The organism is Ruegeria sp. MALMAid1280, from assembly GCF_049195285.1.
Taxonomy (GTDB): Bacteria; Pseudomonadota; Alphaproteobacteria; order Rhodobacterales; family Rhodobacteraceae; genus Ruegeria.
On record NZ_JBMIRT010000037.1, the window covers coordinates 1 to 22,196 of the forward strand.

At 60.8% G+C, this 22,196-nt stretch carries 26 protein-coding genes and 2 pseudogenes; 15 read left to right on the forward strand and 13 right to left on the reverse strand.

The annotated features are described in order from the left end of the window. Positions 1–186 precede the first annotated feature (186 nt). The 5 genes and pseudogenes from ACOQFT_RS03830 to ACOQFT_RS03850 all read right to left on the reverse strand — a co-directional run bounded on the left by ACOQFT_RS03830 (position 187) and on the right by ACOQFT_RS03850 (position 2,344). Positions 187–339: a (2Fe-2S)-binding protein gene (locus ACOQFT_RS03830; RefSeq protein ID WP_421596715.1), complete on the reverse strand. Its 153-nt coding sequence runs from the start codon at positions 337–339 to the stop codon at positions 187–189. Beyond that, positions 336–587 (reverse strand): hypothetical protein, encoded by a 252-nt coding sequence (locus tag ACOQFT_RS03835; RefSeq protein ID WP_421596716.1) that lies wholly within the window; start codon positions 585–587, stop codon positions 336–338. The genes ACOQFT_RS03830 and ACOQFT_RS03835 overlap by 4 nt, the downstream gene beginning before the upstream one ends. Positions 588–589: 2 nt before the next feature. After that, positions 590–1,082, reverse strand: a pseudogene (locus ACOQFT_RS03840) (molybdopterin-dependent oxidoreductase); the annotation flags it as partial. Between the two features lie 155 nt (positions 1,083–1,237). Further along, a pseudogene (locus ACOQFT_RS03845) lies at positions 1,238–1,714 on the reverse strand (ABC transporter substrate-binding protein); the annotation flags it as partial. A 333-nt stretch (positions 1,715–2,047) separates the two neighbouring features. Beyond that, positions 2,048–2,344 carry a hypothetical protein gene (locus tag ACOQFT_RS03850; protein ID WP_421596717.1) on the reverse strand — a complete coding sequence of 99 codons (297 nt, stop codon included), beginning with the start codon at positions 2,342–2,344 and terminating at the stop codon, positions 2,048–2,050. Positions 2,345–2,629: 285 nt separating this feature from the next. Between ACOQFT_RS03850 and ACOQFT_RS03855 the strand changes: the two genes are divergently transcribed. From ACOQFT_RS03855 to ACOQFT_RS03865, 3 genes are all read left to right on the forward strand, one after another. Continuing rightward, positions 2,630–3,784, forward strand: a complete 1,155-nt coding sequence (locus tag ACOQFT_RS03855) for a phosphoserine transaminase (RefSeq protein ID WP_421596718.1) — start codon at positions 2,630–2,632, stop codon at positions 3,782–3,784. A gap of 58 nt (positions 3,785–3,842) precedes the next feature. Continuing rightward, positions 3,843–5,438 carry a phosphoglycerate dehydrogenase gene (gene serA / locus ACOQFT_RS03860; protein WP_421596719.1) on the forward strand — a complete coding sequence of 532 codons (1,596 nt, stop codon included), beginning with the start codon at positions 3,843–3,845 and terminating at the stop codon, positions 5,436–5,438. A 120-nt stretch (positions 5,439–5,558) separates the two neighbouring features. Then, the gene (locus tag ACOQFT_RS03865) at positions 5,559–6,296 is read left to right on the forward strand and encodes a metallophosphoesterase family protein (RefSeq protein WP_421596720.1); all 738 of its coding nucleotides are present in this window, start codon (positions 5,559–5,561) and stop codon (positions 6,294–6,296) included. Here the strand turns inward: ACOQFT_RS03865 and ACOQFT_RS03870 are convergent. Both ACOQFT_RS03870 and ACOQFT_RS03875 read right to left on the reverse strand, forming a co-directional pair. Further along, entirely contained in the window at positions 6,283–7,800 is a 1,518-nt protein-coding gene (locus ACOQFT_RS03870) for a malonate--CoA ligase (RefSeq protein ID WP_421596721.1), read from the reverse strand. The two genes, ACOQFT_RS03865 and ACOQFT_RS03870, sit on opposite strands and share 14 nt — an antisense overlap. An 84-nt stretch (positions 7,801–7,884) precedes the next feature. Continuing rightward, positions 7,885–8,043, reverse strand: coding sequence for a hypothetical protein (locus ACOQFT_RS03875; RefSeq protein WP_421596722.1), 159 nt, complete (start codon positions 8,041–8,043; stop codon positions 7,885–7,887). A gap of 65 nt (positions 8,044–8,108) precedes the next feature. Here ACOQFT_RS03875 and serB point away from each other — a divergent pair, with 65 nt between their 5' ends. From serB to ACOQFT_RS03895, 4 genes are read left to right on the forward strand one after another with little or no spacing between them, the layout of a single operon-like run. Further along, positions 8,109–8,987 carry a phosphoserine phosphatase SerB gene (gene serB, locus ACOQFT_RS03880; RefSeq protein ID WP_421596723.1) on the forward strand — a complete coding sequence of 293 codons (879 nt, stop codon included), beginning with the start codon at positions 8,109–8,111 and terminating at the stop codon, positions 8,985–8,987. 45 nt (positions 8,988–9,032) lie between these two features. After that, positions 9,033–9,362: an ArsR/SmtB family transcription factor gene (locus tag ACOQFT_RS03885; protein ID WP_421596724.1), complete on the forward strand. Its 330-nt coding sequence runs from the start codon at positions 9,033–9,035 to the stop codon at positions 9,360–9,362. Beyond that, positions 9,350–9,775: an SRPBCC family protein gene (locus ACOQFT_RS03890; RefSeq protein ID WP_421596725.1), complete on the forward strand. Its 426-nt coding sequence runs from the start codon at positions 9,350–9,352 to the stop codon at positions 9,773–9,775. Before ACOQFT_RS03885 ends, ACOQFT_RS03890 begins: the two co-directional genes overlap by 13 nt. Before the next feature lie 24 nt (positions 9,776–9,799). Continuing rightward, positions 9,800–10,120: a YciI family protein gene (locus tag ACOQFT_RS03895; protein WP_421596726.1), complete on the forward strand. Its 321-nt coding sequence runs from the start codon at positions 9,800–9,802 to the stop codon at positions 10,118–10,120. Between the two features lie 3 nt (positions 10,121–10,123). Here the strand turns inward: ACOQFT_RS03895 and ACOQFT_RS03900 are convergent, their stop codons facing one another. Then, on the reverse strand, positions 10,124–11,122 hold the full coding sequence (locus ACOQFT_RS03900; protein ID WP_421596727.1) for an asparaginase: 999 nt from the start codon (positions 11,120–11,122) through the stop codon (positions 10,124–10,126). Positions 11,123–11,298: 176 nt separating this feature from the next. On the opposite strand from ACOQFT_RS03900, the gene ACOQFT_RS03905 reads away from it, so the two are divergent. The 5 genes from ACOQFT_RS03905 (at position 11,299) to ACOQFT_RS03925 (ending at position 14,796) form a co-directional block, all read left to right on the forward strand. Further along, complete coding sequence (locus ACOQFT_RS03905; RefSeq protein ID WP_421596728.1) at positions 11,299–11,832, forward strand: invasion associated locus B family protein; 534 nt, start codon at positions 11,299–11,301, stop codon at positions 11,830–11,832. A gap of 161 nt (positions 11,833–11,993) precedes the next feature. Further along, the gene (locus ACOQFT_RS03910) at positions 11,994–12,161 is read left to right on the forward strand and encodes a hypothetical protein (RefSeq protein ID WP_421596729.1); all 168 of its coding nucleotides are present in this window, start codon (positions 11,994–11,996) and stop codon (positions 12,159–12,161) included. Between the two features lie 18 nt (positions 12,162–12,179). Continuing rightward, positions 12,180–12,668 (forward strand): lysozyme inhibitor LprI family protein, encoded by a 489-nt coding sequence (locus ACOQFT_RS03915; protein ID WP_421596730.1) that lies wholly within the window; start codon positions 12,180–12,182, stop codon positions 12,666–12,668. 79 nt (positions 12,669–12,747) lie between these two features. Further along, positions 12,748–13,935, forward strand: a complete 1,188-nt coding sequence (gene rlmN, locus ACOQFT_RS03920; RefSeq protein ID WP_421596731.1) for a 23S rRNA (adenine(2503)-C(2))-methyltransferase RlmN — start codon at positions 12,748–12,750, stop codon at positions 13,933–13,935. Positions 13,936–14,190: 255 nt separating this feature from the next. Next, on the forward strand, positions 14,191–14,796 hold the full coding sequence (locus tag ACOQFT_RS03925; RefSeq protein ID WP_421596732.1) for a cytochrome P460 family protein: 606 nt from the start codon (positions 14,191–14,193) through the stop codon (positions 14,794–14,796). Positions 14,797–14,799: 3 nt separating this feature from the next. On the opposite strand, the gene ACOQFT_RS03930 is transcribed toward ACOQFT_RS03925, so the two are convergent. From ACOQFT_RS03930 to ACOQFT_RS03940, 3 genes are all read right to left on the reverse strand, one after another. Next, a complete protein-coding gene (locus ACOQFT_RS03930) occupies positions 14,800–16,458 on the reverse strand; it encodes a U32 family peptidase (protein WP_421596733.1) in 1,659 nt (552 codons plus the stop codon). A gap of 63 nt (positions 16,459–16,521) precedes the next feature. Next, positions 16,522–16,860: a hypothetical protein gene (locus ACOQFT_RS03935; RefSeq protein WP_421596734.1), complete on the reverse strand. Its 339-nt coding sequence runs from the start codon at positions 16,858–16,860 to the stop codon at positions 16,522–16,524. Further along, complete coding sequence (locus ACOQFT_RS03940; RefSeq protein ID WP_421596735.1) at positions 16,857–17,774, reverse strand: DnaJ C-terminal domain-containing protein; 918 nt, start codon at positions 17,772–17,774, stop codon at positions 16,857–16,859. The genes ACOQFT_RS03935 and ACOQFT_RS03940 overlap by 4 nt, the downstream gene beginning before the upstream one ends. A 147-nt stretch (positions 17,775–17,921) precedes the next feature. Here ACOQFT_RS03940 and ACOQFT_RS03945 point away from each other — a divergent pair, with 147 nt between their 5' ends. Continuing rightward, positions 17,922–18,305: a hypothetical protein gene (locus ACOQFT_RS03945; RefSeq protein ID WP_170447154.1), complete on the forward strand. Its 384-nt coding sequence runs from the start codon at positions 17,922–17,924 to the stop codon at positions 18,303–18,305. On the opposite strand, the gene ACOQFT_RS03950 is transcribed toward ACOQFT_RS03945, so the two are convergent. Then, a complete protein-coding gene (locus tag ACOQFT_RS03950; RefSeq protein ID WP_421596736.1) occupies positions 18,306–19,403 on the reverse strand; it encodes a cystathionine gamma-lyase in 1,098 nt (365 codons plus the stop codon). Positions 19,404–19,406: 3 nt separating this feature from the next. Next, positions 19,407–20,249 (reverse strand): TIGR00730 family Rossman fold protein, encoded by an 843-nt coding sequence (locus tag ACOQFT_RS03955; RefSeq protein WP_421596737.1) that lies wholly within the window; start codon positions 20,247–20,249, stop codon positions 19,407–19,409. A 79-nt stretch (positions 20,250–20,328) separates the two neighbouring features. Here ACOQFT_RS03955 and ACOQFT_RS03960 point away from each other — a divergent pair, with 79 nt between their 5' ends. Beyond that, complete coding sequence (locus ACOQFT_RS03960) at positions 20,329–21,246, forward strand: threonine/serine dehydratase (protein ID WP_421596738.1); 918 nt, start codon at positions 20,329–20,331, stop codon at positions 21,244–21,246. Between the two features lie 108 nt (positions 21,247–21,354). Beyond that, a complete protein-coding gene (dapD, locus tag ACOQFT_RS03965) occupies positions 21,355–22,182 on the forward strand; it encodes a 2,3,4,5-tetrahydropyridine-2,6-dicarboxylate N-succinyltransferase (protein WP_421596739.1) in 828 nt (275 codons plus the stop codon). Positions 22,183–22,196 lie beyond the last annotated feature (14 nt).

Genomic DNA, 22,196 nt, shown 5'->3' on the forward strand with positions numbered 1-22,196 from the left:
AGCAAGCCTGCTTCCCGCCGGGCTCGATGGGCGTCGACAAATACTGGTCCCCCGTCAACCGCGTCGACAACGCATACGGTGACCGAAACCTCGTCTGCACATGCCCCCCAATGGACGCATACCAAGACGCAGCTGAGTGAACTCAGTTCAAGAACAGACAAAACCCCCGCCTTGGCGGGGGTTTTTCTATTCGGCGGCCTCTTTCTGTTGGGCCGAGGCCAGTAGCGTGGCCAGTTCCGGGCGACATGATCCGCAATTGGTTCCGGCCTGCAGCGCCTCGCCAATGGCTTCAACCGAGATCAGTCCCTGGGTCTCGATCGCTGTCAGGTTCGCGTTCACGCCGACATCAAAGCAGGAACACAGAATTGGACCCGGGTCGGCATGTCTGCCGGGGCACGGCCCGACAACAGGCCCAGATTGGACACCTGTGGCAGCGTGGTCAGAAAACCCCGCATCACTGCCACCGCGTTGATGCGAGCCGAGGGCGCGGTTTCTCCGGTCCAGTGGATCGGGGCAATGACCTGACCTTTGGTGATATCCGTCGTTATAAACGCCCGCAGGATGGCTTTGCCGTGTGGATCACCCACAGCGCCGACCAGAAATCGCGCAGGGCGGCGCGGTGGTCGGCGTTTTCGATCTCCAGATGACTGGCGAGCACATTGGCCAAGCCGCCGACGTCACGCCCGCCCATGGCGTTGGGTTGACCGGTGACGGACAGAGGCCCGCAGCCCGGTATGCCGATCCGTCCCGTGGCCAGACGGTAATTGAGGATTGCGTTGACCTTGTCACTGCCCGAGGTGGACTGGTTCAAACCCTGACTGCAGATGGTCACCACCCTCTGGGTGCCAATCTACATGTCGCAAAACGTTGCGATACCCTCCGGCTCCAGCCCGATGACCACGATCTTGGTGCCGCGTGGCCGTCAGGCGTTGGTACAGAACCGGATGACGCCACGCCAGATTTGAGCCGACCAGTACCACCAGATCGGCGTCATTGATATCTTCCTAGGCGCCGGGGACGGTGTCGGTGCCGAAGGCGCGTTTGTGCCCCGCCACTGTCGAGGCCCTGCAAGGCCGCGAGTTAGGCTTGCGCATCCTGATGCAGGTTGACGGCTTCGAACCAAACCTGAGCCGGTCCGGGGACGGTCTCTGGCGAGGTCTTCACCTTGAGTGGCCCCATATTCCGGCTGGCTCAGCATCTCCTCTGCGGCGGGGCGGTTGGCGTTGTCGTTTTCGTCCAACCAGTAGCGCAGTTCATAGTTGTGGGTCGAAACCGGGAAGACCATGCCCATGTTGAATGGCTTGCCTTCGGATTTGTAGTTCTCGACCACCGGGGCCAGCGCCTCGGCCAAGATCGGGTGTTGCGGACGGCCGTCCTCCACAACCGGGATGTTCGGCTTAATTTCTTCCCAGATCGCGTTCGACACGGTGATGCCGTTGCCGTTCATGCCCATCGAGACGGGGGTGACGATATGCGCCTCGGTGCCGTAACCGATGGTCGCGGCCAGCAGCGGCCCAGCCAGCATATGCGTGCCGTCCAGTTGTCAGTCGATCACGCCATCCAGCAGAACCTTCCAGTTGGCCTGCGCTTCCAATGTCACGAACAGGCCTTCGTCCAGAAAATAGCCGTTCTCATATGCCAGCTTCAGCGTTTCGGCCAAAGCTCCGCTGATCAGGGCGGTGGTGGCGACAAGGCCTGCGAGGAGACGCGCCATCTGGGTCTGTCCCTTTCTTGGTCCCGGCAAATCCGGGTGTAAAAAAAGCCGCTGCACGTTCTGACCAGAAGGAGGGGCCAGAGAGCGAGCGGTTTTGCTCGGACATTCTCAAACTTTGGGAGGGATTTGTAAGGTACACGCCATTGCGTGCCGATAGTGGTATCGTGAGAAATGGTGCAGGTCTGATCTAGGGAACTTGCTGCGATGCGGCGTAAATTGCTGCGCTTGCACCTCACGCCGCAGGTCGATGCCTTTTTTGGGGGCGTCAGAAATCCTGCGGGTCAAAATTGCGCCCGCCCAAAACACGTCCCGCTGCCGCGACAGTTGCCCGATCTATGAGGCGACGGGCGTGGTGCTGCGAATCGCCCCGACAGCGCCCGGCACGAACATCATAACGGGCCGTTCCAGCGGCCCCGAGGCCAGCGTCAGTTCCTTGAGCATGTCGCGGGTGGGGTTATCGGTATCGATCAGCACCACATCGGGCACCAGCGCCGCGATCTTGCGCGCCAGGCTCGAGACATTGCCGATCACATGCACATCATAAGGCCCGGACGCCTTGAGCGCGTTGACGATGGCAATCGCGCGTTCGCGGTCTTCTTCCACCACTACTATGGTCCGCGTGTTTGGCATGACTTCCTTTCACCGGCGCGTTGCCTGTTCACAAGAGACCGGGCCCGATTCTGTCCGCGTCCCGCCTGCTTTGCCTAAAAAACAGTCAAATGCCTGCGGTGCGGCCTTCGGAAGTCATCGATTTGCCGCCTATCGGAAACTTGTGACCACAAGGGGCACAAATGAAGTTGTCGTTTTCTACTTTCAAAGCGTCTTTTTTGCTTGCTGCGCCGCGGCGGGCTTTCTAGGTGTTGAGGTGGGACACCCCTCCCCAACGAGGGGCGTGTATCTGGAAGGGTAATACAGATGACTATTCAACAACCGGTCACGCGGCCGGAAAATCCGCGTTTTTCCTCGGGGCCTTGCGCCAAACCCCCCACATTTGATCTGAGCAAACTGGCCGATGCCGCACTTGGCCGGTCGCACCGTGCCGCTGTCGGCAAGGGCAAGCTGAAAGCGGCCATCGATGGCACGCGTGAGGTGCTGGGCATTCCGTCGGATTACAAGATCGGCATCGTTCCCGCCTCGGACACCGGCGCGGTTGAGATGGCGCTATGGTCGCTTTTGGGCGAACGCAAGGTCGAGATGCTGGCCTGGGAAAGCTTTGGCGCGGGCTGGGTGACTGACGTGGTCAAGCAGTTGAAAATCGATGCCGAGGTGAAGACTGCCGAATACGGGCAGATCGCTGATCTGGCCTCGGTCGATTTTGCCAATGACGTGGTGTTCACGTGGAACGGGACGACCTCGGGCGTGCGGGTTCCCAATGGCGACTGGATCGCCGATGACCGTCAGGGTCTGACGATCTGCGACGCGACCTCGGCGGCCTTTGCGATGGATCTGCCCTGGGACAAGCTGGATGTGACCACCTTCAGCTGGCAGAAGGTGCTGGGCGGAGAGGCCGCGCATGGGATGCTGATCCTGAGCCCCCGCGCAGTGGAACGGCTGGAAAGCTATACCCCCGCATGGCCGCTGCCGAAGATTTTCCGCCTGACCAAAGGCGGTAAACTGATCGAAGGCATTTTCACCGGGGCCACCATCAACACGCCGTCCATGCTGGCGGTCGAAGACTACCTGTTCGCGCTGGACTGGGCGCGCTCGGTCGGTGGGCTGCAAGGCCTGATCGCCCGCGCGGACGCCAATGCCGGGGCCGTGCACGCGTTTTGTGACCAGAATGACTGGATTGCCAATCTGGCCGAGGACGCAGCGACGCAATCCAACACTTCGGTCTGTCTGAAATTCACCGACGCGCGGATTCAGGACGGTGCGAGTTTTGCCAAGGCCGTAGCCAAGCGGCTGGAAGCCGAGAACATCGCGCTTGATATCGGCGCCTATCGCGACGCGCCTGCGGGCCTGCGCATCTGGTGCGGCGGCACGGTTGAGACCTCGGATATCAAGGCGATGCTGCCCTGGCTGGAATGGGCCTTCGAGGCCGAGATCGCGGCCCAAAGCGAAGCCGCCTGACGTTTTTACCGGGCCGTCCAAGGCCCGGGCTTTCCATACAATTCAAGGACCAGAGAATATGGCCCCCAAAGTACTCGTATCTGACAAGCTCAGCGAAACCGCCGTGCAGATCTTCCGCGATCGCGGCATCGACGTGGATTTCATGCCCGACCTGGGCAAGGACAAGGACAAGCTGGCCGAGGTGATCGGCCAGTATGACGGCCTTGCCATTCGGTCCGCCACCAAGGTCACCCCAACCCTGCTGGAAAAAGCCGACAACCTGAAGGTCATCGGCCGCGCCGGGATCGGCACAGATAACGTCGACAAAGACGCGGCCTCGAAAAAAGGTGTGATCGTGATGAACACACCGTTTGGCAACATGATCACCACCGCCGAGCACGCGATTGCGATGATGTTCGCAGTTGCGCGGCAAATCCCCGAGGCCAGCACCTCGACCCATGCGGGCAAGTGGGAAAAGTCCAAGTTCATGGGGATCGAGCTGACCAACAAAACCCTCGGCGTAATCGGTGCCGGAAACATCGGCGGCATCGTCTGCGAACGCGCGCTGGGCCTGAAAATGAAGGTCATCGCCTATGATCCCTATCTGGGCGAAGAGAAAGCCGCCAAGATGGGTGTCGAAAAGGTCGAGCTGGACGAGCTGTTGTCGCGCGCCGATTTCATCACCCTGCACGTGCCGCTGACCGATCAGACCCGTAACATCCTGAGCCGTGAGAATCTGGAGAAAACCAAACCGGGCGTGCGCATCATCAACTGTGCCCGCGGCGGACTGGTCGATGAGGAAGCACTGGCCGAGATGCTTCAATCCGGTCATATCGCCGGTGCCGCCTTTGACGTGTTCAGCGAGGAACCGGCCAAGGAAAACGCCCTGTTCAACCTGCCCAACGTCGTCTGCACCCCGCATCTGGGTGCGGCAACGACCGAGGCGCAGGAAAACGTGGCACTGCAGGTGGCTGAGCAGATCTCGAATTATCTGCTGACCGGTGCGGTGGAAAACGCGCTGAACATGCCCAGCGTCACCGCCGAAGAAGCCAAGGTCATGGGCCCCTGGATCAAACTGGCCGGACATCTGGGCAGCTTCATCGGTCAGATGACGGACGAGCCGGTCAAGGCCATCAACATCCTTTATGACGGCGTGGCCGCTGAAATGAATCTGGCGGCGCTGAACTGCTCGGTGGTCGCGGGGATCATGAAAAAGTTCAACCCCGAGGTGAACATGGTCTCGGCCCCGGTTGTCGCGAAAGAGCGGGGGATCAAGATCTCGACCACCAATCAGGACAAGACCGGTGTTTTTGACGGCTATATCAAGGTGACGGTCGTGACCGACAAGCGCGAACGGTCGATCGCGGGCACCGTGTTCAGCGACGGCAAGCCGCGTTTCATCCAGATCAAAGGCATCAATATCGACGCCGAGGTGGGCGCGCATATGCTTTACACCACGAACGAGGACGTTCCGGGTATCATCGGCACGCTGGGTCAGACCATGGGTGAGAATGACGTGAACATCGCCAACTTTACGCTTGGCCGGTCCGAGGCGGGCGGTGAGGCCATCGCTCTGCTTTACGTCGACGAGCCGGTCCCGGCCGAAGCCCGCGCCAAGCTGGCGGAAACCGGGCTGTTCACCCAGATCAAACCGCTGGAGTTCGATGTCGCCTGAGCGGTGGACGCTGGAACTGTAACCAATTCGATGCCCGCGTCGGAAAAGCGCGGGCATTGTCTTTTTAGATGGACCGGGATACGGCACGAGGCACCTGAGCAGTTTTGAAGAGGCGCTGTCGTGACATCACCCATTTACGCCGTCGGGGATATCCACGGTCAGCATGAGATGCTGGAGGACGCGCTGCGTCTGGTCGAACAGGATGGCGGCCCGGATGCACGTGTCGTTTTTCTGGGCGATTATGTAGATCGCGGGCCAAACAGCCGTGGTGTGCTGGACCTGCTGATCGAAGGGCAGCGCGCGGGGCGAAACTGGGTGATGGTCAAGGGCAACCACGACCGGATGTTTGCCCGGTTCGTGCAAGGGGGCGAGATCGCCGACAAGCATCTGCCGGTCACGCTGAACTGGCTGGACCCACGTCTGGGCGGGCGTGAGACTCTGGCCTCCTATCGGGTAGCGGTCACGGACCGGGACCGGATTTTTCAGGTGCAAGAGCGCGCCCGCGCCGACGTTCCACAAGCACATACCGACTTTTTGAACGGCCTGCCTGCCTATCATCAGGAAGGCGAGTTGTTGTTCGTGCACGCCGGTATCCGCCCCGGCATTCCGCTGGAACAGCAGACCGAGGATGATCTGGTCTGGATTCGCAATGAGTTTCTGATGGAATCCGGTCCACACCCTTGGCTGGTTGTGCATGGGCACACGCCGGTGGATCGGGCCGAACATTGCGGGAATCGTGTCAATCTCGATACTGGCGCGGGCTATGGCAAGCCGCTGGCCACGGCGGTGTTCGAGGGCAAGGACTGCTGGCTGCTGACCGAGGCCGGGCGGGTGCCGCTGACCCCTAATCCTTGGTAAACAGGTCCTTGTAATCTTCGCGCAGGACGTTTTTCTGCACCTTTCCCATGGTATTGCGCGGCAACTCATCCAGCACGATCAGCTTGCGGGGATGTTTGAACCGGGCCAAAGCGTCTTGCACATTGGCCAGAATGGCCTCGGGGTCCGGGGATTGTCCCGGTTCGGGCACCAGAATACCCACCGGGGTTTCGCCGAAATCCGGGTGTGGCACACCGATCACCGCGCTTTCCAGCACGCCGGGCTGGTCATCCAGCAGCAGCTCGATTTCCTTGGGATAGATGTTATAGCCGCCCGAGATGATCAGGTCTTTGCCCCGGCCAACGATATGGACATAGCCGTCCTCGTCTACACGGCCCAGATCACCGGTGATAAAGAACCCGTCCGCGCGCAGCTCGGCGGCGGTTTTCTCGGGCATCTGCCAGTAGCCCTGGAACACGTTGGGGCCGCGCACTTCGATCATGCCGATCTCACCCTGCGGCAGGGTTTCGCCCGTTTCGGGATCGGTCACCTTCAGGTCCACATCCGGCAGGGGGAAGCCCACCGTGCCCGCGCGACGTTCGCCGTCATAGGGGTTCGAGGTGCTCATGTTGGTTTCGGTCATGCCATAACGTTCAAGGATGCGGTGGCCGGTGCGGGTTTCAAACCGTTCATGGGTTTCGGCCAGCAACGGGGCCGAGCCCGAAATGAACAGCCGCATATGTCGCGTCAGATCGTCGGTGAACCGGTCATCGTCCAGCAAGCGGGTGTAAAAGGTCGGCACCCCCATCATCGAGCTGGCCTGCGGCATCAGGCGCAGCATGTCCTCAAGATCAAACTTCGGCAGAAAGATCATCGACCCGCCCGAGGCCAGCACCACATTGGTCGCCACAAACAGCCCGTGGGTGTGAAAGATCGGCAGGGCGTGCAGCAGTACATCACCCTGCGTAAACCGCCATTCTTGTACCAGCGTCCCGGCGTTCGACAGCAGGTTGGCTTGCGTCAGCATCGCGCCTTTGGATCGCCCGGTAGTGCCCGAGGTATAGAGAAAAGCGGCCAGATCGTCCTCGCTGCGGCGAACAGGCTCGAACGCGGGTAGCATACCCAGTGACCGCCGCATCAGGCTGCCGGATCCGTCGGCGTTCAGCGTCTCTAACCTTGCATTTTGGGCGGCGGCGATGGGAGCGAGCCCTTCGGCTTTCGCATCGCCGCAGACGACCAGCTTGGCGCCGCTGTTTTCGATGAAATACTGTAGCTCGGCTGTGGTGTAGCCGGTGTTCAGCGGCAGAAAGATCAACCCGGTCTGTGCACAGGCGGCATAAAGCGCCAGTGCCTCGGGGGATTTTTCGGCCTGCACGGCCACCCTCTCACCGGGCTCCAACTCAAACCCGGTCAGCGCGTTGGCGATTTGCGCAGCCATATCCAGAAAGGCGGCATGGGTCAGGGTCTGACCATCGGGCAGATGAAGGAACGGGGAATGCTTGCCCGCGTGAATGCCAAACAGTCGGTCATAAAGCGGGTTGCCCATGGTGTTATTCCTTTGCGCCTGCTCAATTCGGAGCTGAATCTGTCCCGGATCGGTTGGGCGGTAAAGCGGAAAACGGGGTCGGGATCAGAATTCCGTGGTCATCCGGTACCTTGCGGCACGCCCGCAAACGCCGACAAACGTGGCGCGGGTGCACGAGAACTCGGTGGCCAGCATGCCCTCGGCAATCTCGCGCCCGACGGTCTGCGCTTGAGCCGTTGCGGCCCTGCATTCTGCTGTGAACACAACAAGGTCTCTGGTGAATTGGTCGGCTGTGCGATATGCGCAGAACAGCCCGCAGGAGACTGACCATGTACGTAGCCACTCTGTTGACCAACCCAAACACGCCTAAGCTTGAAGAAGCTTTGGTCGAGACGCTCTGCAATGCCTGGGGCGGGTCGGAGCCGATCTGGCTGGGCGAGAATGAGGCGGCCGAGTTCAGGTTCCCGGCGTTGTCCGACAATCAAGAGGCGGTCTGGGCTGAACTGCAGCTGTTGGAGGTCGACCTGATCGTGCAACCCCTCGGTAAGCGGCGCAAGCTGATGCTGCTGGCCGATATGGACAGCACTATGATCCAGCAGGAATGCATCGACGAACTGGCCGACGAGGCCGGTGTCGGCGACCGGGTCAAAGAGATCACCGCAAGGGCGATGAATGGCGAGCTGGATTTCGATGGCGCGCTGATTGAACGGGTCGGCCTGATGAAAGGGTTGGACGAGGCGGTGATCGACAAGGTGCTGCAGGAACGCATCACGCTGATGCCGGGTGGGGCGGAACTGGTTGCGACCATGCGCCTGAACGGCGGCTATGCGGCTTTGGTTTCGGGCGGGTTCACTGCTTTCACCGCCAAAGTGGCCGAGCAGCTGGGCTTTGACGAAAACCGTGCCAATGCGCTGCTGGTTGAGAACGGCAAACTGACCGGAGATGTGCAGCGTCCGATTCTGGGCAAGCAGGCCAAGGTGGACGCGTTGGAGCAGATCACCAAACGACTGGGCCTGTCTGCTGCCGATGTGCTGGCAGTGGGTGACGGTGCCAACGATCTGGGCATGTTGGGCAAGGCCGGAACCGGGGTGGCGCTGCACGCCAAACCCTCGGTCGCGCAGCAATGCGACATTCGGGTCAATTACGGAGATCTGACGGCGCTGCTGTATCTGCAGGGCTATTCCCGCGCGGCATTTGCTGACGTCTGACGCAAGGCTCTTCCATTTATTTAACAAAAATGTTAAACAGCGGTCATGACCACGCTTCTGACCGCATTCTCGGCCCTGTCCGACGCCACCCGTTTTTCGATTGTCGAGCAATTGATGCAGGATGGTGAACTGCCCGCCGGTGACCTGATCGACGGGCGCGGCATGTCCGGTGCCGCGATCTCGCGCCATCTGAAGGTACTGCGCGAGGCCGGTCTGGTGCAGCAACGGGTGCAGGGCAGCCAGCGGATGTATTCCGTCCAGCCCGAGGGGCTGCGGGCGATTGCCGAATGGGCCATCTCGAAACGGCAATTCTGGGAAGGCAGCCTCGACCGTTTGAATGATTTGATTGAAAGGGAAAACTCATGGCCGACCTGAAACTGGAACGTGAGTTCCCGACCACCCCGGAAAACCTGTTTGCCTGGATCAGTGACGGTGCAAAGCTGTTGCAGTGGTGGGGCCCGGAAGGGATGCATGTGCCTCAGCATGATCTGGATTTCTCGCGCCTTGGGCCGTGGTATTCGGTCATGCAGAACGCCGAGGGCCAGCAATACAAGGTCTCGGGGCAGGTCACCCATGTCGATCCGCCCAACTCGGTGGGGTTCACTTGGGGCTGGCATGATGATCAGGATCAGCGTGGGGCGGAAAGCCACGTGACGCTGACCGTTGAACCCGCGGACGAGGGCGCGCGTCTGATCCTGGATCACCGTGAACTGGGTGACGATGAAATCGCGGCCAACCACAACCAAGGCTGGACCTCATCGCTGCGCAAGCTCGAAGCGCAATTTTAAGGATATCATCAGGGAGGAAGAGAAATGCCCCAATTTCTGTTTGTCTATCACGGCGGTCATACCCCAACCGATCCCGCCGAAATCGAAGCGACCATGGCCGCCTGGGGCGCGTGGTTCCAGAACATGGGCGAGGCGCTGGACATCCCCGGTAACCCGGTGGGCCAGTCCTATACGGTCAGTTCCGGTGGGGTCGTCGACAATGGCGGCGCCAATCCGGCCTCGGGCTTTACCGTCGTCAAGGCCGACAGCATCGACGCCGCGACCGAGATGGCCAAGGGCTGCCCCATGGTTGTGAACGGCTCAGGTTCCGTCGAAGTGGCCGAGGTGCATCCGATCGAGATGTGACTCTTAGCCAGGGAAACCCGGCGCCGGGCGGATCACGCCGCATTCTATCCCGCGGCGGCTGTATTGGATGGCGTTCATGAATTTGCGGGTGGCCGGGTGTTCGGCCTCCAGCACGCCCAGATGCACCAGAATGGCTGCGATGGCGCATTCGCTGGCGCGGGTGGTGCCATCGGTGATCTTCAGCGCCACACCCATGCGTTTTTCGGGAATGACGGCGACGTAAACGGCCTCGGCCCCGGTTTTGATCGCGGCGCGGCCATTCATGGCGCGCATCAGCTCGGTACAGGCGCGGTTTTCACCTGCCACCAGTTCCGGATGTTTGATCATCGCGGCGGTCAACTGTTGCGCCGCATCACTGGCCCGGTCCGATCGGTCAGCGGCCGAGGCGAACCACGCCATCGACCGCGCCAACCCCGCCAGCGAAGTGGCAAAGTTCGGGGCCGAGCAGCCATCGATGCCATAGGCCGGGCTGGTCTCGCCCGTGGTGTCCTCAAGCGCCGACAGGCAGGCCTGCTGCACGGGGTGGTCGATTTCCAGATATTCCGGCCCCGCGCCCATATGCTGCGCCACGGTCAGGAACCCGCAATGTTTGCCCGAGCAATTGTTGTGAATTTGGCAAGGCGTGTCGTCGGCCAGAATCAGCCCGTCGCGCGCCGCCATATCCTCTGGTTCCTGCGGGCCACAGCGCAAATCGTGTTCCGCAAGGCCCAGATGATCCAGCCAGGCCGTCACGCGGTCGGTATGAATATGCGCACCGCTATGCGAGGCACAGGCCAGCGCCAGATGCTCGGAATTCAGCCCGTATTTCGCCGCCGCGCCGGATGTGATCAGCGGAAGCCCTTGAATCATCTTGGCCGAAGACCGGGGATAGATCGTCACGTCCGGATCCCCCCAGCTTTGCACGATCTGGCCGCTGTCGTCGCAGATCATCGCGTGGCCAAGATGCAGACTTTCCAGCAAAGGGCCGCGCCACAGTTCTGTCATTGCTATGGGCTGTGTCATCTGGACCTCCTAAATATGCGCAAAATTCTGCCAATCGCCCTTTCGCCTGTGGCGAAACCTGCGTTAGTGTGTGTATGTCGGCAATCATCGGAATACGCAACTTACAGACGAACCGGCAAGGGGCGCAGGTGTTTCCGATGGGTATGAGGTTTAGGTCGAGCTAGGAGGCTGGACAAATGGGATCGAAACTCGTCCGCGTGATCGCGGGCCTGTGCGTGGCAGGGATGGCCACAACTGTAACCGCTCAACAGGCGTCCAGCACCAATCGCGTGGCCGCCAAGACGGATTGGAGCGTGTTCGTCGAAAAAGATCCCACCGAGTGCTGGAGCGTGGCGACACCCGACGAAACCGTCAACACCCGCGGCGGGCGCGTGGTTTCGGTGCGGCGCAGCGACATCCTGCTGTTCGTGGTTTTCCGCCCCAGTGAAAACGTCGCCGGTCAGGTGTCCTTTACCGGCGGATACCCGTTTGCGGCCGGGTCTTCGGTCAATGTCCGGATCGACGATCAGGAGTTCGAGTTCATCACTGACGGCGAATGGGCCTGGCCCGCGACGCAAGGTCAGGAACCCAAAGTGATCGCCGCCATGAAAAAAGGCACCGAGGCGGTGGTGACCGCGCGATCCGAACGCGGCACGCAGACCAAGGATACGTTCTCGTTGCTGGGGTTCACTGCGGCACTTGAGGATGCCCAGAAACGCTGCGCGAACTGATTGCGATCCGCAGACACGCATAACCCCGTCATCCGGGGGGGTTTTCTTTTGGGCAAAACACGCCCGCTTGACGCCACGTCTGCCTGAAAAATTGATCCGTATCAAAGAGAGTCACCGGCCTTTCTGAACTAATCAGTTCAGAGACAAGGAAGGAGCTTGCCATGCTGAACAAAACCATTGTCGCTTTCATGATGACCGCCGCTATGTTCCTGAGCGCCTGTGAAAAAGGCGCCGACACCTACCCGGTCTCGGGTGAGCAGTGCGGTCCAGAAGATCCGGTGAAAACGTTGGACGCTGCAGATTGCGATATCCTGCCTGCGGGTATCTGAGGGGGTCAATCTGATCCGATGGACATGAACTCGGTCGCGCCGGCTTGGTCGGTGCGGCCGATCTGTATTTGGGGCCTTGGCCCGTTGCGTGGTATCGTCGCCCGGCAATGCCACAATCGGGACCGGACAATGCGCCACGCCTTGCTTTTATTGTTGTTGCCAACCGCTGCTATGGCGGACCCGACATTGGAGTGTTCGGACGCCGGATCACAGGTTGAAATCGGGTCCTGTGTCAGCGCGATGGAGGATCGGGTCGCGCTGGCGCTTGAGGAAAGCTACGGCTTTGCAATGCAGGCCGCTGCAGAGCTGGATGAGGTCACCGGGCGCTTGGTCGCTCAGCCAGCGCTTGAGGCCGCGCAATCGGCCTGGGAAAGCTACAGGGATGCGCAATGCGAGGCCATAGGTGCCTCATACGGCGGAGGGTCGGGAACCGGCATCGCGATCACATCCTGCCGCGTCGATCTGGGGCGTGCGCGTGTGGATGAATTGCTGCGCTTTGCCGATTGATTGGTACGATTCCTTTTGATCTTTGCGAATGTTCCTATATAGAGGCGCATCCCAAGCCAGAATCCGTTGAGATAGCCCCATGTCGCCCAAAGCGCCGATCACTCAAGATGTCATGACCATCCCCCGCAAATTGCCAGAGGGAAAGATTAACCTTGTCGGCCTGACCCGCGACCAGCTGCGCGAAGTTCTGATCGAACATGGCGCGCCGGAAAAGCAGGCCAAGATGCGCACCGGTCAGATCTGGCAGTGGATCTATCAATGGGGCGTGCGCGACTTTGGTGAGATGACCAACCTGGCCAAAGCCTATCGCGCGCAACTGGCCGAGAATTTCGTGATCGAAATCCCCGAGGTTGTGACCCGTCAGGTGTCCGAGGACGGCACCCGCAAATACCTGTGCCGCATCGCGGGCGGGCATGAGGTTGAGGTGGTGTATATCCCCGAAGAGGATCGCGGCACGCTGTGCATCTCGTCCCAGGTCGGGTGCACGCTGACCTGTTCCTTCTGCCATACCGGCACGCAGAAACTGGTGCGCAACCTGACTGCGGCGGAAATTGTCGGTCAGGTGATGATGGCGCGCGATGATCTTGAGGAATGGCCGGTTCCCGGTGCACCCAAGGATGAAACCCGTCTGTTGTCGAACATCGTTCTGATGGGCATGGGTGAGCCGCTGTATAATTTCGAAAACGTCCGCGATGCGATGAAGATCGCCATGGACCCCGAGGGGATTTCCCTGTCGCGTCGCCGCATTACCTTGTCGACCTCGGGCGTGGTGCCCGAGATTGCACGCACGGCCGAGGAAATCGGCTGCCTGCTGGCGATCTCGTTCCACGCCACCACGGACGAAACCCGCGATGTGCTGGTGCCGATCAACAAGCGTTGGAACATCGAGGAGCTGTTGCAGGCGCTGGCAAGCTACCCCAAAGCGTCGAATTCCGAGCGGATCACCTTTGAATATGTGATGCTGGACGGCGTCAATGACAGCGATGAGGATGCACACCGCCTAATCGACCACATCAAGCGCCACAACATCCCGGCCAAGATCAATCTGATTCCGTTCAACGAATGGCCGGGCGCGCCCTATAAACGCAGTTCGAACAACCGTATCCGCGCTTTTGCGAATATAATCTATCAGGCCGGTTACGCCTCACCCATCCGCAAAACACGCGGCGAAGATATCATGGCGGCCTGTGGTCAGCTGAAATCGGCCACCGAGCGCGCCCGCAAATCGCGCAAGCAGATCGAGGCCGAGGCCGGACTGCAAAACTGACCCGTTCGATTGTCTTGCAGCGGGCGACAATAATTTAATGTTTGCCCCGCTGTTTTTTGAATGCAAAATTTGATATATTTCGACCGTCAAGGCGGGATGGGCGCATTTCACTCTTGCGCACAAAGCGGTGAAAGCCGCCTTTCAGTCGTGGCGTGTTTGTTCAAGGCCGCTATCTTATTTCTGGCATGACGAGCGGCGTTCAGGCGAACCTTATTAACCAGGTGGGCCATCCATATGTTATTACGATTAAAACGAATGTATTCGATTTTCCTTGCAGCGTTGGTGATTTCGGGCGTTTCCGTCGCCCCTGCGGCTGCGCAATCCACCGGTGAGGATGCGCATATTGCCATCGAAAACCCGGCGGATCTGTCCAAGGACGAGGCGTTGCAGATTTACAGGTCGCTACAACGGCGCATGGCGCGTGGCTATGGTGCCGCGCAGCTGGATGAGTTGATGAATTACCAAAGCTGGCCGCTGTTCAACGATGCGCCCTATATCTCGGCCACCCATGGCCAGCGTTTCGTGAACAGCTATGCCAACCGTATGGCGCATAACTACGGCACCTTGCAGAAGGGCGAAAAGCTGCCCAAGGGCTCGGTGCTGGCCAAGGACAGCGTCACCGTCACGGATGAGGGCAACATTCATCCCGGCGCCCTGTTCGTGATGGAGAAACTGGCCGAGGGCGCCAGCCCCGATACGGCCGACTGGCGCTATATCATGGTGCTGCCGGATGGATCGCTGTTCGGTGACACGATGGGGTTCCGCGCCTCAGCGGTCGGCTATTGCCATGATTGCCACGAGGCGGTGGCGGACCGGGACTACACCTTCTTTGTTCCCGAAGACTATATCGCCGGGAACTGAACGTCAGACAGCATCGCCGGGCAGTTTCAGCGCCGTGGCTTCGCGGCGGCTGAGCTGTTCGCCCTGTTTGCGTTTCGACAGCGCCTCGCGGGCCAGCGCGTATTTCTCATCCTGCCAGAAGATCAGGCAGCCATTGCAGCCTTTGCCGCAACAACCCTCGGTGCCGATCCGGTTGGTCTTGAAGCGGCGTTCGTTGCCATCCTCGCCGATCTTTTCCACCAACGCGTCGCGGCGGCGGGCATAGGCGTTGGGGTTGTCGCGGCCTGTGGTTTCCAGCCCCTGCACCAGCTTGTCAAAGCGGATGCGGCTCCAGTGTTCGTCGGTCAGGGCGCGCTCCTTGCGCAGGACGGAATAGACCGGGAAACGGGCGCGCAGGTCGTCGATGTCTTCGTGATCGAACTGAGTGAAGGGCAGGCGGATGACGGTTTTCGTGCTGCCATGCACCACGTCCAGCCGCGCGCCATCTTCGGCGCGTTCGAAATCGTAGACGCGCAGCAGCACAGTTTCGCGCGCGATGGGCGAGACGAAATCCAGCACGTCACCCGGTTCCAGCTTGTTCTTCACCTCAACCAGAAACGCATCTTCGGTGACCTCGGTGACGATCCCGGCATATTCCCATTGCGCGATGGATGCCGTGTGCTCGTAATCATGCGCATAATTGGTCAGCCGCCCTTCGTGGAAGGCCAGCGTATAGCCGCGATTCCCGACGGTTTCGAGTTCGCGCATGTAAGGCTTGGGATCCCAGCTCTCGGGGTCGGCGTGATAATCGTCGATGGCCATGCGATAGGCCCGCGCGACGATGGCGGCGTAATACTCGGACTTGCCGCGCCCCTCGACCTTGAGGCTGTCGACGCCGATCTTCAGGTACTCATCCAGCTTGGGCATGATGCACAGGTCGCGGGAGTTCAGGATATATGAGCCGCGATCATCTTCTTCGATCGGCATCAGGTCACCGGGGCGGCAGCCCTCTTCCAGCAGGAACTCGAACAGGTCGGCATTTTCCTCGGTGATACGGAGTTCCTGATGCGTGCCGTCCTTCAGGCGCAGCTTGAGCCCATAGTTCCAGCGGCAGGAATTGGCACAGTTGCCCTGATTGGCACCACGCTCGGCCATGAAGTTCGACAGCAGGCAGCGGCCCGAATAGGTCATGCACATGGCACCGTGGACAAAAGCTTCAAGCTTGATATCGGGGCATTTCTCGCGGATTTCGACCAGTTCAGGGTAGGACACCTCGCGGGCCAGAACCACCAACTCGGCCCCTTGGTCCTGCCAGAACTTCACCGACAACCAGGAACAGATATTGGCCTGGGTCGAGATATGCAGCGGCAGCTCGGGTGCCCGCTCGCGCACATATTGGAACACACCGGGATCGGCGATGATCAGCCCGTCGGGCTTCACCTTGCGCACCGTGTCGATATATTCGTCCAACTTGGGGATGTCCTTGTTGTGCGAAAACAGGTTCAGCGTCAGGTAAGCGCGCCGCCCGTGCTGGTGGCAGAACTCGACTCCTTCGATCACCTCTTCCAGCGAGAACTCGGATTTCGTGCGCAGCGACATATCCGGCGTACCCAGATACACCGCATCCGCCCCGTAAAGGATGGCGAGTTTCAGCTTGCGCAGATTGCCCGCGGGCATCAGCAATTCGGATCTGGACTGGGTCATGGTCATACCGGGTTTTGGATCAAGGGGGCCTTTTACGGCAAAGACCCTGAGTCCAAAAGCCCGTTATCTGCGACGGAATCGCGCTGTGCCTATGACCTCGATCAGTTGCTGGCGCACGGGGTCGGACTGCGCCTCGACCGCGTTCAGCACCTCGCGCAGTTCGGCGCGTAACCCGTGCATCTGGTCGATCAGAGAGATCATCATCGACAGTGCATCTGGTTCCATCTCGTACTGATCATGCAGTTCGCAGGCCAGTTCCAGACGGGCAACGTCGAGGCTGTGATAGACCAGACCCTCATCGGTTTGTTCAGGGATCACGATCTCGGCGGCCAGGTATTCGGTCAGCCGGGCCGAGGTCAGGCGGGTAATGGTTGCGATCAGTTGCTCTTCGGTCAGGCTCATGACGGCATTCCTTTGCGCGGATCATAGCTGTGGGTTTTGCGCCATGTCTCCATGAATTGCTTGAGGTCATCGTCGATCTGGTCAGGCATCGTGATGGTCAGTTCGATCAGCTGATCGCCGCGTTCGGTTGAGCCGCGTTTCTTGACCCCCTTGCCCCGCAGGCGCAGGGTCTTGCCGCTGCTGGTGCCTGCCGGAACGCTGACATTGACGCCGCCGTCGATGGTGGGGGCGGGTACCTTGCCGCCCAGAATGGCCTCATCAATGGTGATCGGCAGGGTGATGTGGATGTCGTCGCCCTGACGGTCAAAGACCGGGTGTGTCGCGACCGAGACCGTGACCAGCGCGTCGCCCGGAGGACCCTCGCCAAAGCCCGGATCGCCCTTGCCGCGCAGGCGGATCGTCTGGCCGCCGGTGATACCGGCGGGGATTTTCACCTCGATCCGGTCGCCATCGGGCAGGGTCAGTTTCTGGCTGGCCCCGAACACCGCATCCAGAAAGCTGATCTGCAGGCTGTAAGCGCGATTATGCCCCGGCGCGTGAAATCCCTGTGTGCGTTGGCCATACCCGCCGCGACCACGCATGAACTCGGCGAAGATGTCCGACATGTCGTCCGGGTCTGCCGCCCGTCCGCGATAGGGGTTTCCGGCGGCCTCGGCATAGTCGCGATAATACTGCTGCTGCGGGCGTTCCTGACCCGAGGCATCGATCTCGCCCCGGTCGTACTGCCCGCGCTTTTCCGGGTCTTTCAGCAGGTCATAGGCGGCTGCAGCGGCCTTGAACCTGGCTTCGGCCTCGGCGTCGCCGGGTTTCAGGTCGGGGTGGCATTCCTTGGCGATGCGCCGATAGGCTTTCTTGATCTCGGCATCGCTGGCGTCCTTGGAGACGCCAAGGGCGGAATAGGGATCGTCGCTCATCTCACTTCTCGCGGGTCGGACTGAACAGGGTGGGTTTTATCATGCGTTTTCAAGGGGCCAAAAGGAAGAGGCTTTTGAAACCGTTCGCAAATCCGCGCAGGTCTGTTAACATATGCATGTTTCGAATTGTTTTTGACGGAGACCCTCATGACACGCAGACTCAAGTCCGTTCTGGCCCTGCTGGCCGGGAATGCCATCGGGTTGCTGCTGGCGGCGCTGCTGTTGTCGGAATTTGCGATCCGGCCGATCTCGTTCATTGTGGTGGTGATCGTCTTTACGCTGGTTCAGGTGATTGCCGAACCCCTGATCCTGAAACTGGGGGAAAAGAAAGCACCCTCGATCAAGGGCGGCATCGCGCTGATCGTGACGTTTGTGGGTTTGCTGGTGACAGATTGGATCACCAACGGCTTGACCATCGGAGGGATTGCCAACCTGCTGGCCGCAACGCTGCTGGTCTGGCTGGGTGCGCTGATCGGCAGCATCGTGTTGCCGATCTTTGTGTTCCCGGAACTGCGCGAGCCCAAGAAGTAGCTACAGAGCGTTCAGGCTGGCCTCAATCGCCTGCCACAGCTCTTCCACCGGCTCGCACCCGACCGACAGGCGGATGAAAGCGGGGTCGACATCGTCACCCCACCGCGCGCGGCGCTCGGCGGAACTGTGGACGCCGCCAAAGGAGGTGGCGGGCCGCAGCATCGGGCAGGCGTTGATGAAGGTTTCGGCCTTGTCTTCCGACGCGAGCGTGATCGACAGCAAGAACCCGAACCGTGCGGTCTGGGCCTTTGCCAGCATATGTGAAGGGTCGCCGGGCAAGCCAGGATAGCGGATCTTGTTGACTGCCGGGTGCCCTGCCAGTCGTTCTGCCAGCACCTGCGCCGAGCTACACATACGGTCGAAACGCACGTCCAACGTCTCTAATCCGCGATGCAGCAGCCAGGCCTCATGCGGGCCGGGGATCGCGCCCGAGACGCGCCGCCATTCCTCGACCCGCTCCATGATCTGCGGGTTGCGGCTGGTCACATGGCCCATCAGCAGGTCGGAATGCCCGCCCATGGCTTTGGTGTCCGAGGCCACCACCACATCGACACCCATATCCAGCGGGCGCTGGCCCAGCGGCGTCAGGGTTGTGTTGTCGGCAATCGTGATGCCCCCGGCTGCGCGCACAGCTGAGGCGATGGCCGGCAGGTCCAACATATCCAGCCCGGGGTTTGAGGGGCTTTCGACAAAAACCACATCAAACCCGTCAAACCCGCCTTCGGTAAACGCGATTGTCGGGCGTTCGGTGACGGAAACACCCAGCCCGGACAGAAACCGGTCGGCCAAAACCCGCGTGACGTAATACCCATCCGACGGGATCAGCAGGCGCGATCCGGCTTTCAGGGTCGTAAACAGCGCGGCTGAGATTGCCCCCATGCCCGACGGGAAGGTCAGGCAAGGCGCGTCCTCAAGATGGGCCAGAACGTGTTCCAGATGCTGCCATGTGGGGTTGTCGACCCGGCCATAGGTGGGCAGGCCATCGGTCGCACCGGGCAGATGATACATGCTGCTTTGGGTCAGCGGCAGCGCCACGGGATCGCCTGCGTCCAACGCAATACCGCGCAGATGCAACATCTCTCCGGTCTTCACGGTCATGCTTCAGCGCCCCGGAATTTCGTCGCGGGGCGGGGCGGGTTCCCAGTTCTCGATGATATCCACCGCCTCTTGCGCGGTATCGACAAAACGGAACAGGTCGAGGTCCTCGTCCGAGATGGTGCCCGCATCGGCCAGCGCCTCCCAGTTGATGACGGTTTCCCAGAATGCGCGACCGAACAGCAGGAAAGGGACACGTTCCATCCGACCGGTCTGGATCAGGGTGAGGGATTCGAACAGCTCATCCATGGTGCCGAACCCGCCGGGGAAGATGGTGATGGCGCGGGCGCGCATCAGGAAATGCATCTTGCGGATGGCGAAATAGTGAAAATTGAAGCTGAGATCGGGCGTTACATAAAGATTGGGCGCCTGTTCATGCGGCAGCACGATGTTCAACCCGATGGAACAGCCTCCAGCATCCTGGGCGCCGCGATTCCCGGCCTCCATCACTCCGGGGCCGCCGCCGGTGACGATGACATTCTCGCGGCAGCCGGTCTGGTTTGACTTCTCGGTCATCAACCGGGCGAATTCGCGGGCCTCGTCATAGTATTCCGACAGGTTGGCCAAGGTCTGGGTCCGGGCGGTGTGTTTCTGCGACGGTTCCGGAATGCGTGCCCCGCCGAACATGACGATGGTCGAGGTGATCTCGCGCTCGGTCATGATCATCTCGGGTTTCAGCAATTCCAGCTGCAGGCGCACCGGGCGCAGCTCATCCCGGCACAGGAAATCGTCGTCGGCAAAGGCAAGGCGATAGGCGGGCGAGCGCGTTTGCGGCGTGTCCGGCACCTCGCTCGCGGTCGAGCGGTCGGTCTGTGCGTCACGGAAAGGGCTCAGGCGGTCTTCTCTCATGGGTGATGGTTCCCTGCTTGCGTGTTCCTGAAACAGCTATAGGGTTCGCGGCCAGAGCGCCAGTCACGGAAGAACAACAATGAATTGGAAGAGTGAAATTTCAGCAGCCGCCGACCGGATCGCCGGATATGCGCAGGTGACGCCGGTGATGGAAAGCACCGCCGTGGGGCTGGCCTTTCCGGTCGGGATGAAGCTGGAGCATCTGCAACACACCGGCAGTTTCAAGGCGCGTGGGGCGTTCAACACGTTGCTGAGTTCGGATGTGCCCGAGGCCGGTGTCGTGGCCGCATCCGGCGGCAATCATGGCGCTGCAGCGGCTTATGCGGCGCGGTCGTTGGGCTATCCGGCCAAGATATTCGTGCCGGAGATTGCCGGGCCGTCCAAGATTGCCCTGATCGAACAGACCGGTGCCGATCTGAGCGTGGTGCCGGGTGAATATGCCAACGCACTGACCGGGGCGCAGCAGCACGAAGAGGCAACCGGCGCAATGCAGATCCATGCCTATGACGCGCCCGCCACCGTGGCCGGGCAGGGCACCTGTTTCGCCGAGTGGGAGGCGCAGGGCCTGCGGGCCGACACCGTTCTGATCGCTGTTGGCGGCGGCGGATTGATCGCGGGGGCGCTGGGCTGGTTTCAGGGCGCGCGCAAGGTTGTGGCGGTTGAACCCGAGACCTCCTGCGCGCTGAACGCGGCCTTGCAGGCGGGGGCGCCGGTGGATGTCACGGTCTCGGGCATTGCCGTCAATGCGCTGGGCGCGCGGCGGATCGGGTCGATCTGTTTCGGGCTGGCGCAGGGGGTGACTTCGGTTCTGGTGCGGGATGAGGCCATTGCCGAGGCGCAGCAAGCCCTGTGGCAAGCGCATCGGATTCTTGTGGAACCGGCAGGTGCGACGGCCCTGGCGGCGCTGCTATCGGGGGCCTACCAGCCGGAACCGGGTGAGCGGGTGGCGGCGCTGATCTGCGGCGGCAATATCTCTCCGGACCCGCTGGGAGTATAAAACCGCAGCAAACAGCCGCAAAGCGCGCGTTCAGCGTCGCATTGCGGCCAGTCCTTCGCTTGCGTATAGGCAACACCAACGTGAACAGATTCTGCAGGGAGCCCACTCATGTCCAACGCGCAACTGGAAGCCGCCATCGAAGCCGCCTGGGAGGCGCGCGACACCATCACCCCCGCCACCACCGGCGAGACCCGTGAAGCGATCGAAGATACGCTGAACGCGCTGGACAGTGGCTCGCTGCGTGTGGCCGAAAAACTGGAGAGCGGCGACTGGCACGTGAACCAGTGGGCCAAAAAGGCCGTTCTGCTGGGCTTCCGCATCAAGGATATGGAAATCCAGAACGGCGGCCCGCAGGCTGGCGGCTGGTGGGACAAGGTGGACAGCAAGTTCGCCGGTTGGGGTGAAAACCAATGGCAGGCCGCTGGCTTCCGCGCCGTTCCGAGCTGCGTGGTCCGAAAATCGGCCTATATCGCGCCGGGCGTGGTGCTGATGCCGTCTTTCGTGAACCTCGGCGCCTATGTCGACGAAGGCACCATGGTTGATACATGGGCTACCGTTGGATCCTGCGCGCAGATCGGCAAGAACGTGCACCTGTCCGGTGGCGTCGGAATTGGCGGCGTGCTGGAGCCGATGCAGGCAGGCCCGACCATCATTGAAGACAACTGCTTTATCGGTGCGCGCTCCGAGGTGGTTGAAGGCTGTATCGTCCGCGAGGGCTCGGTTCTGGGCATGGGTGTGTTCATCGGAAAATCGACCAAGATCGTCGACCGCGAAACCGGTGAGGTCATGTATGGCGAGGTTCCGCCCTATTCGGTGGTTGTTGCAGGTTCGATGCCGTCCAAGAACAACATCAGCCTGTACTGCGCCGTGATCGTGAAGCGGGTGGATGAGAAGACCCGCTCGAAAACCGGGATCAACGAGCTGCTGCGCGACTGATCCGAGCGCAGAAC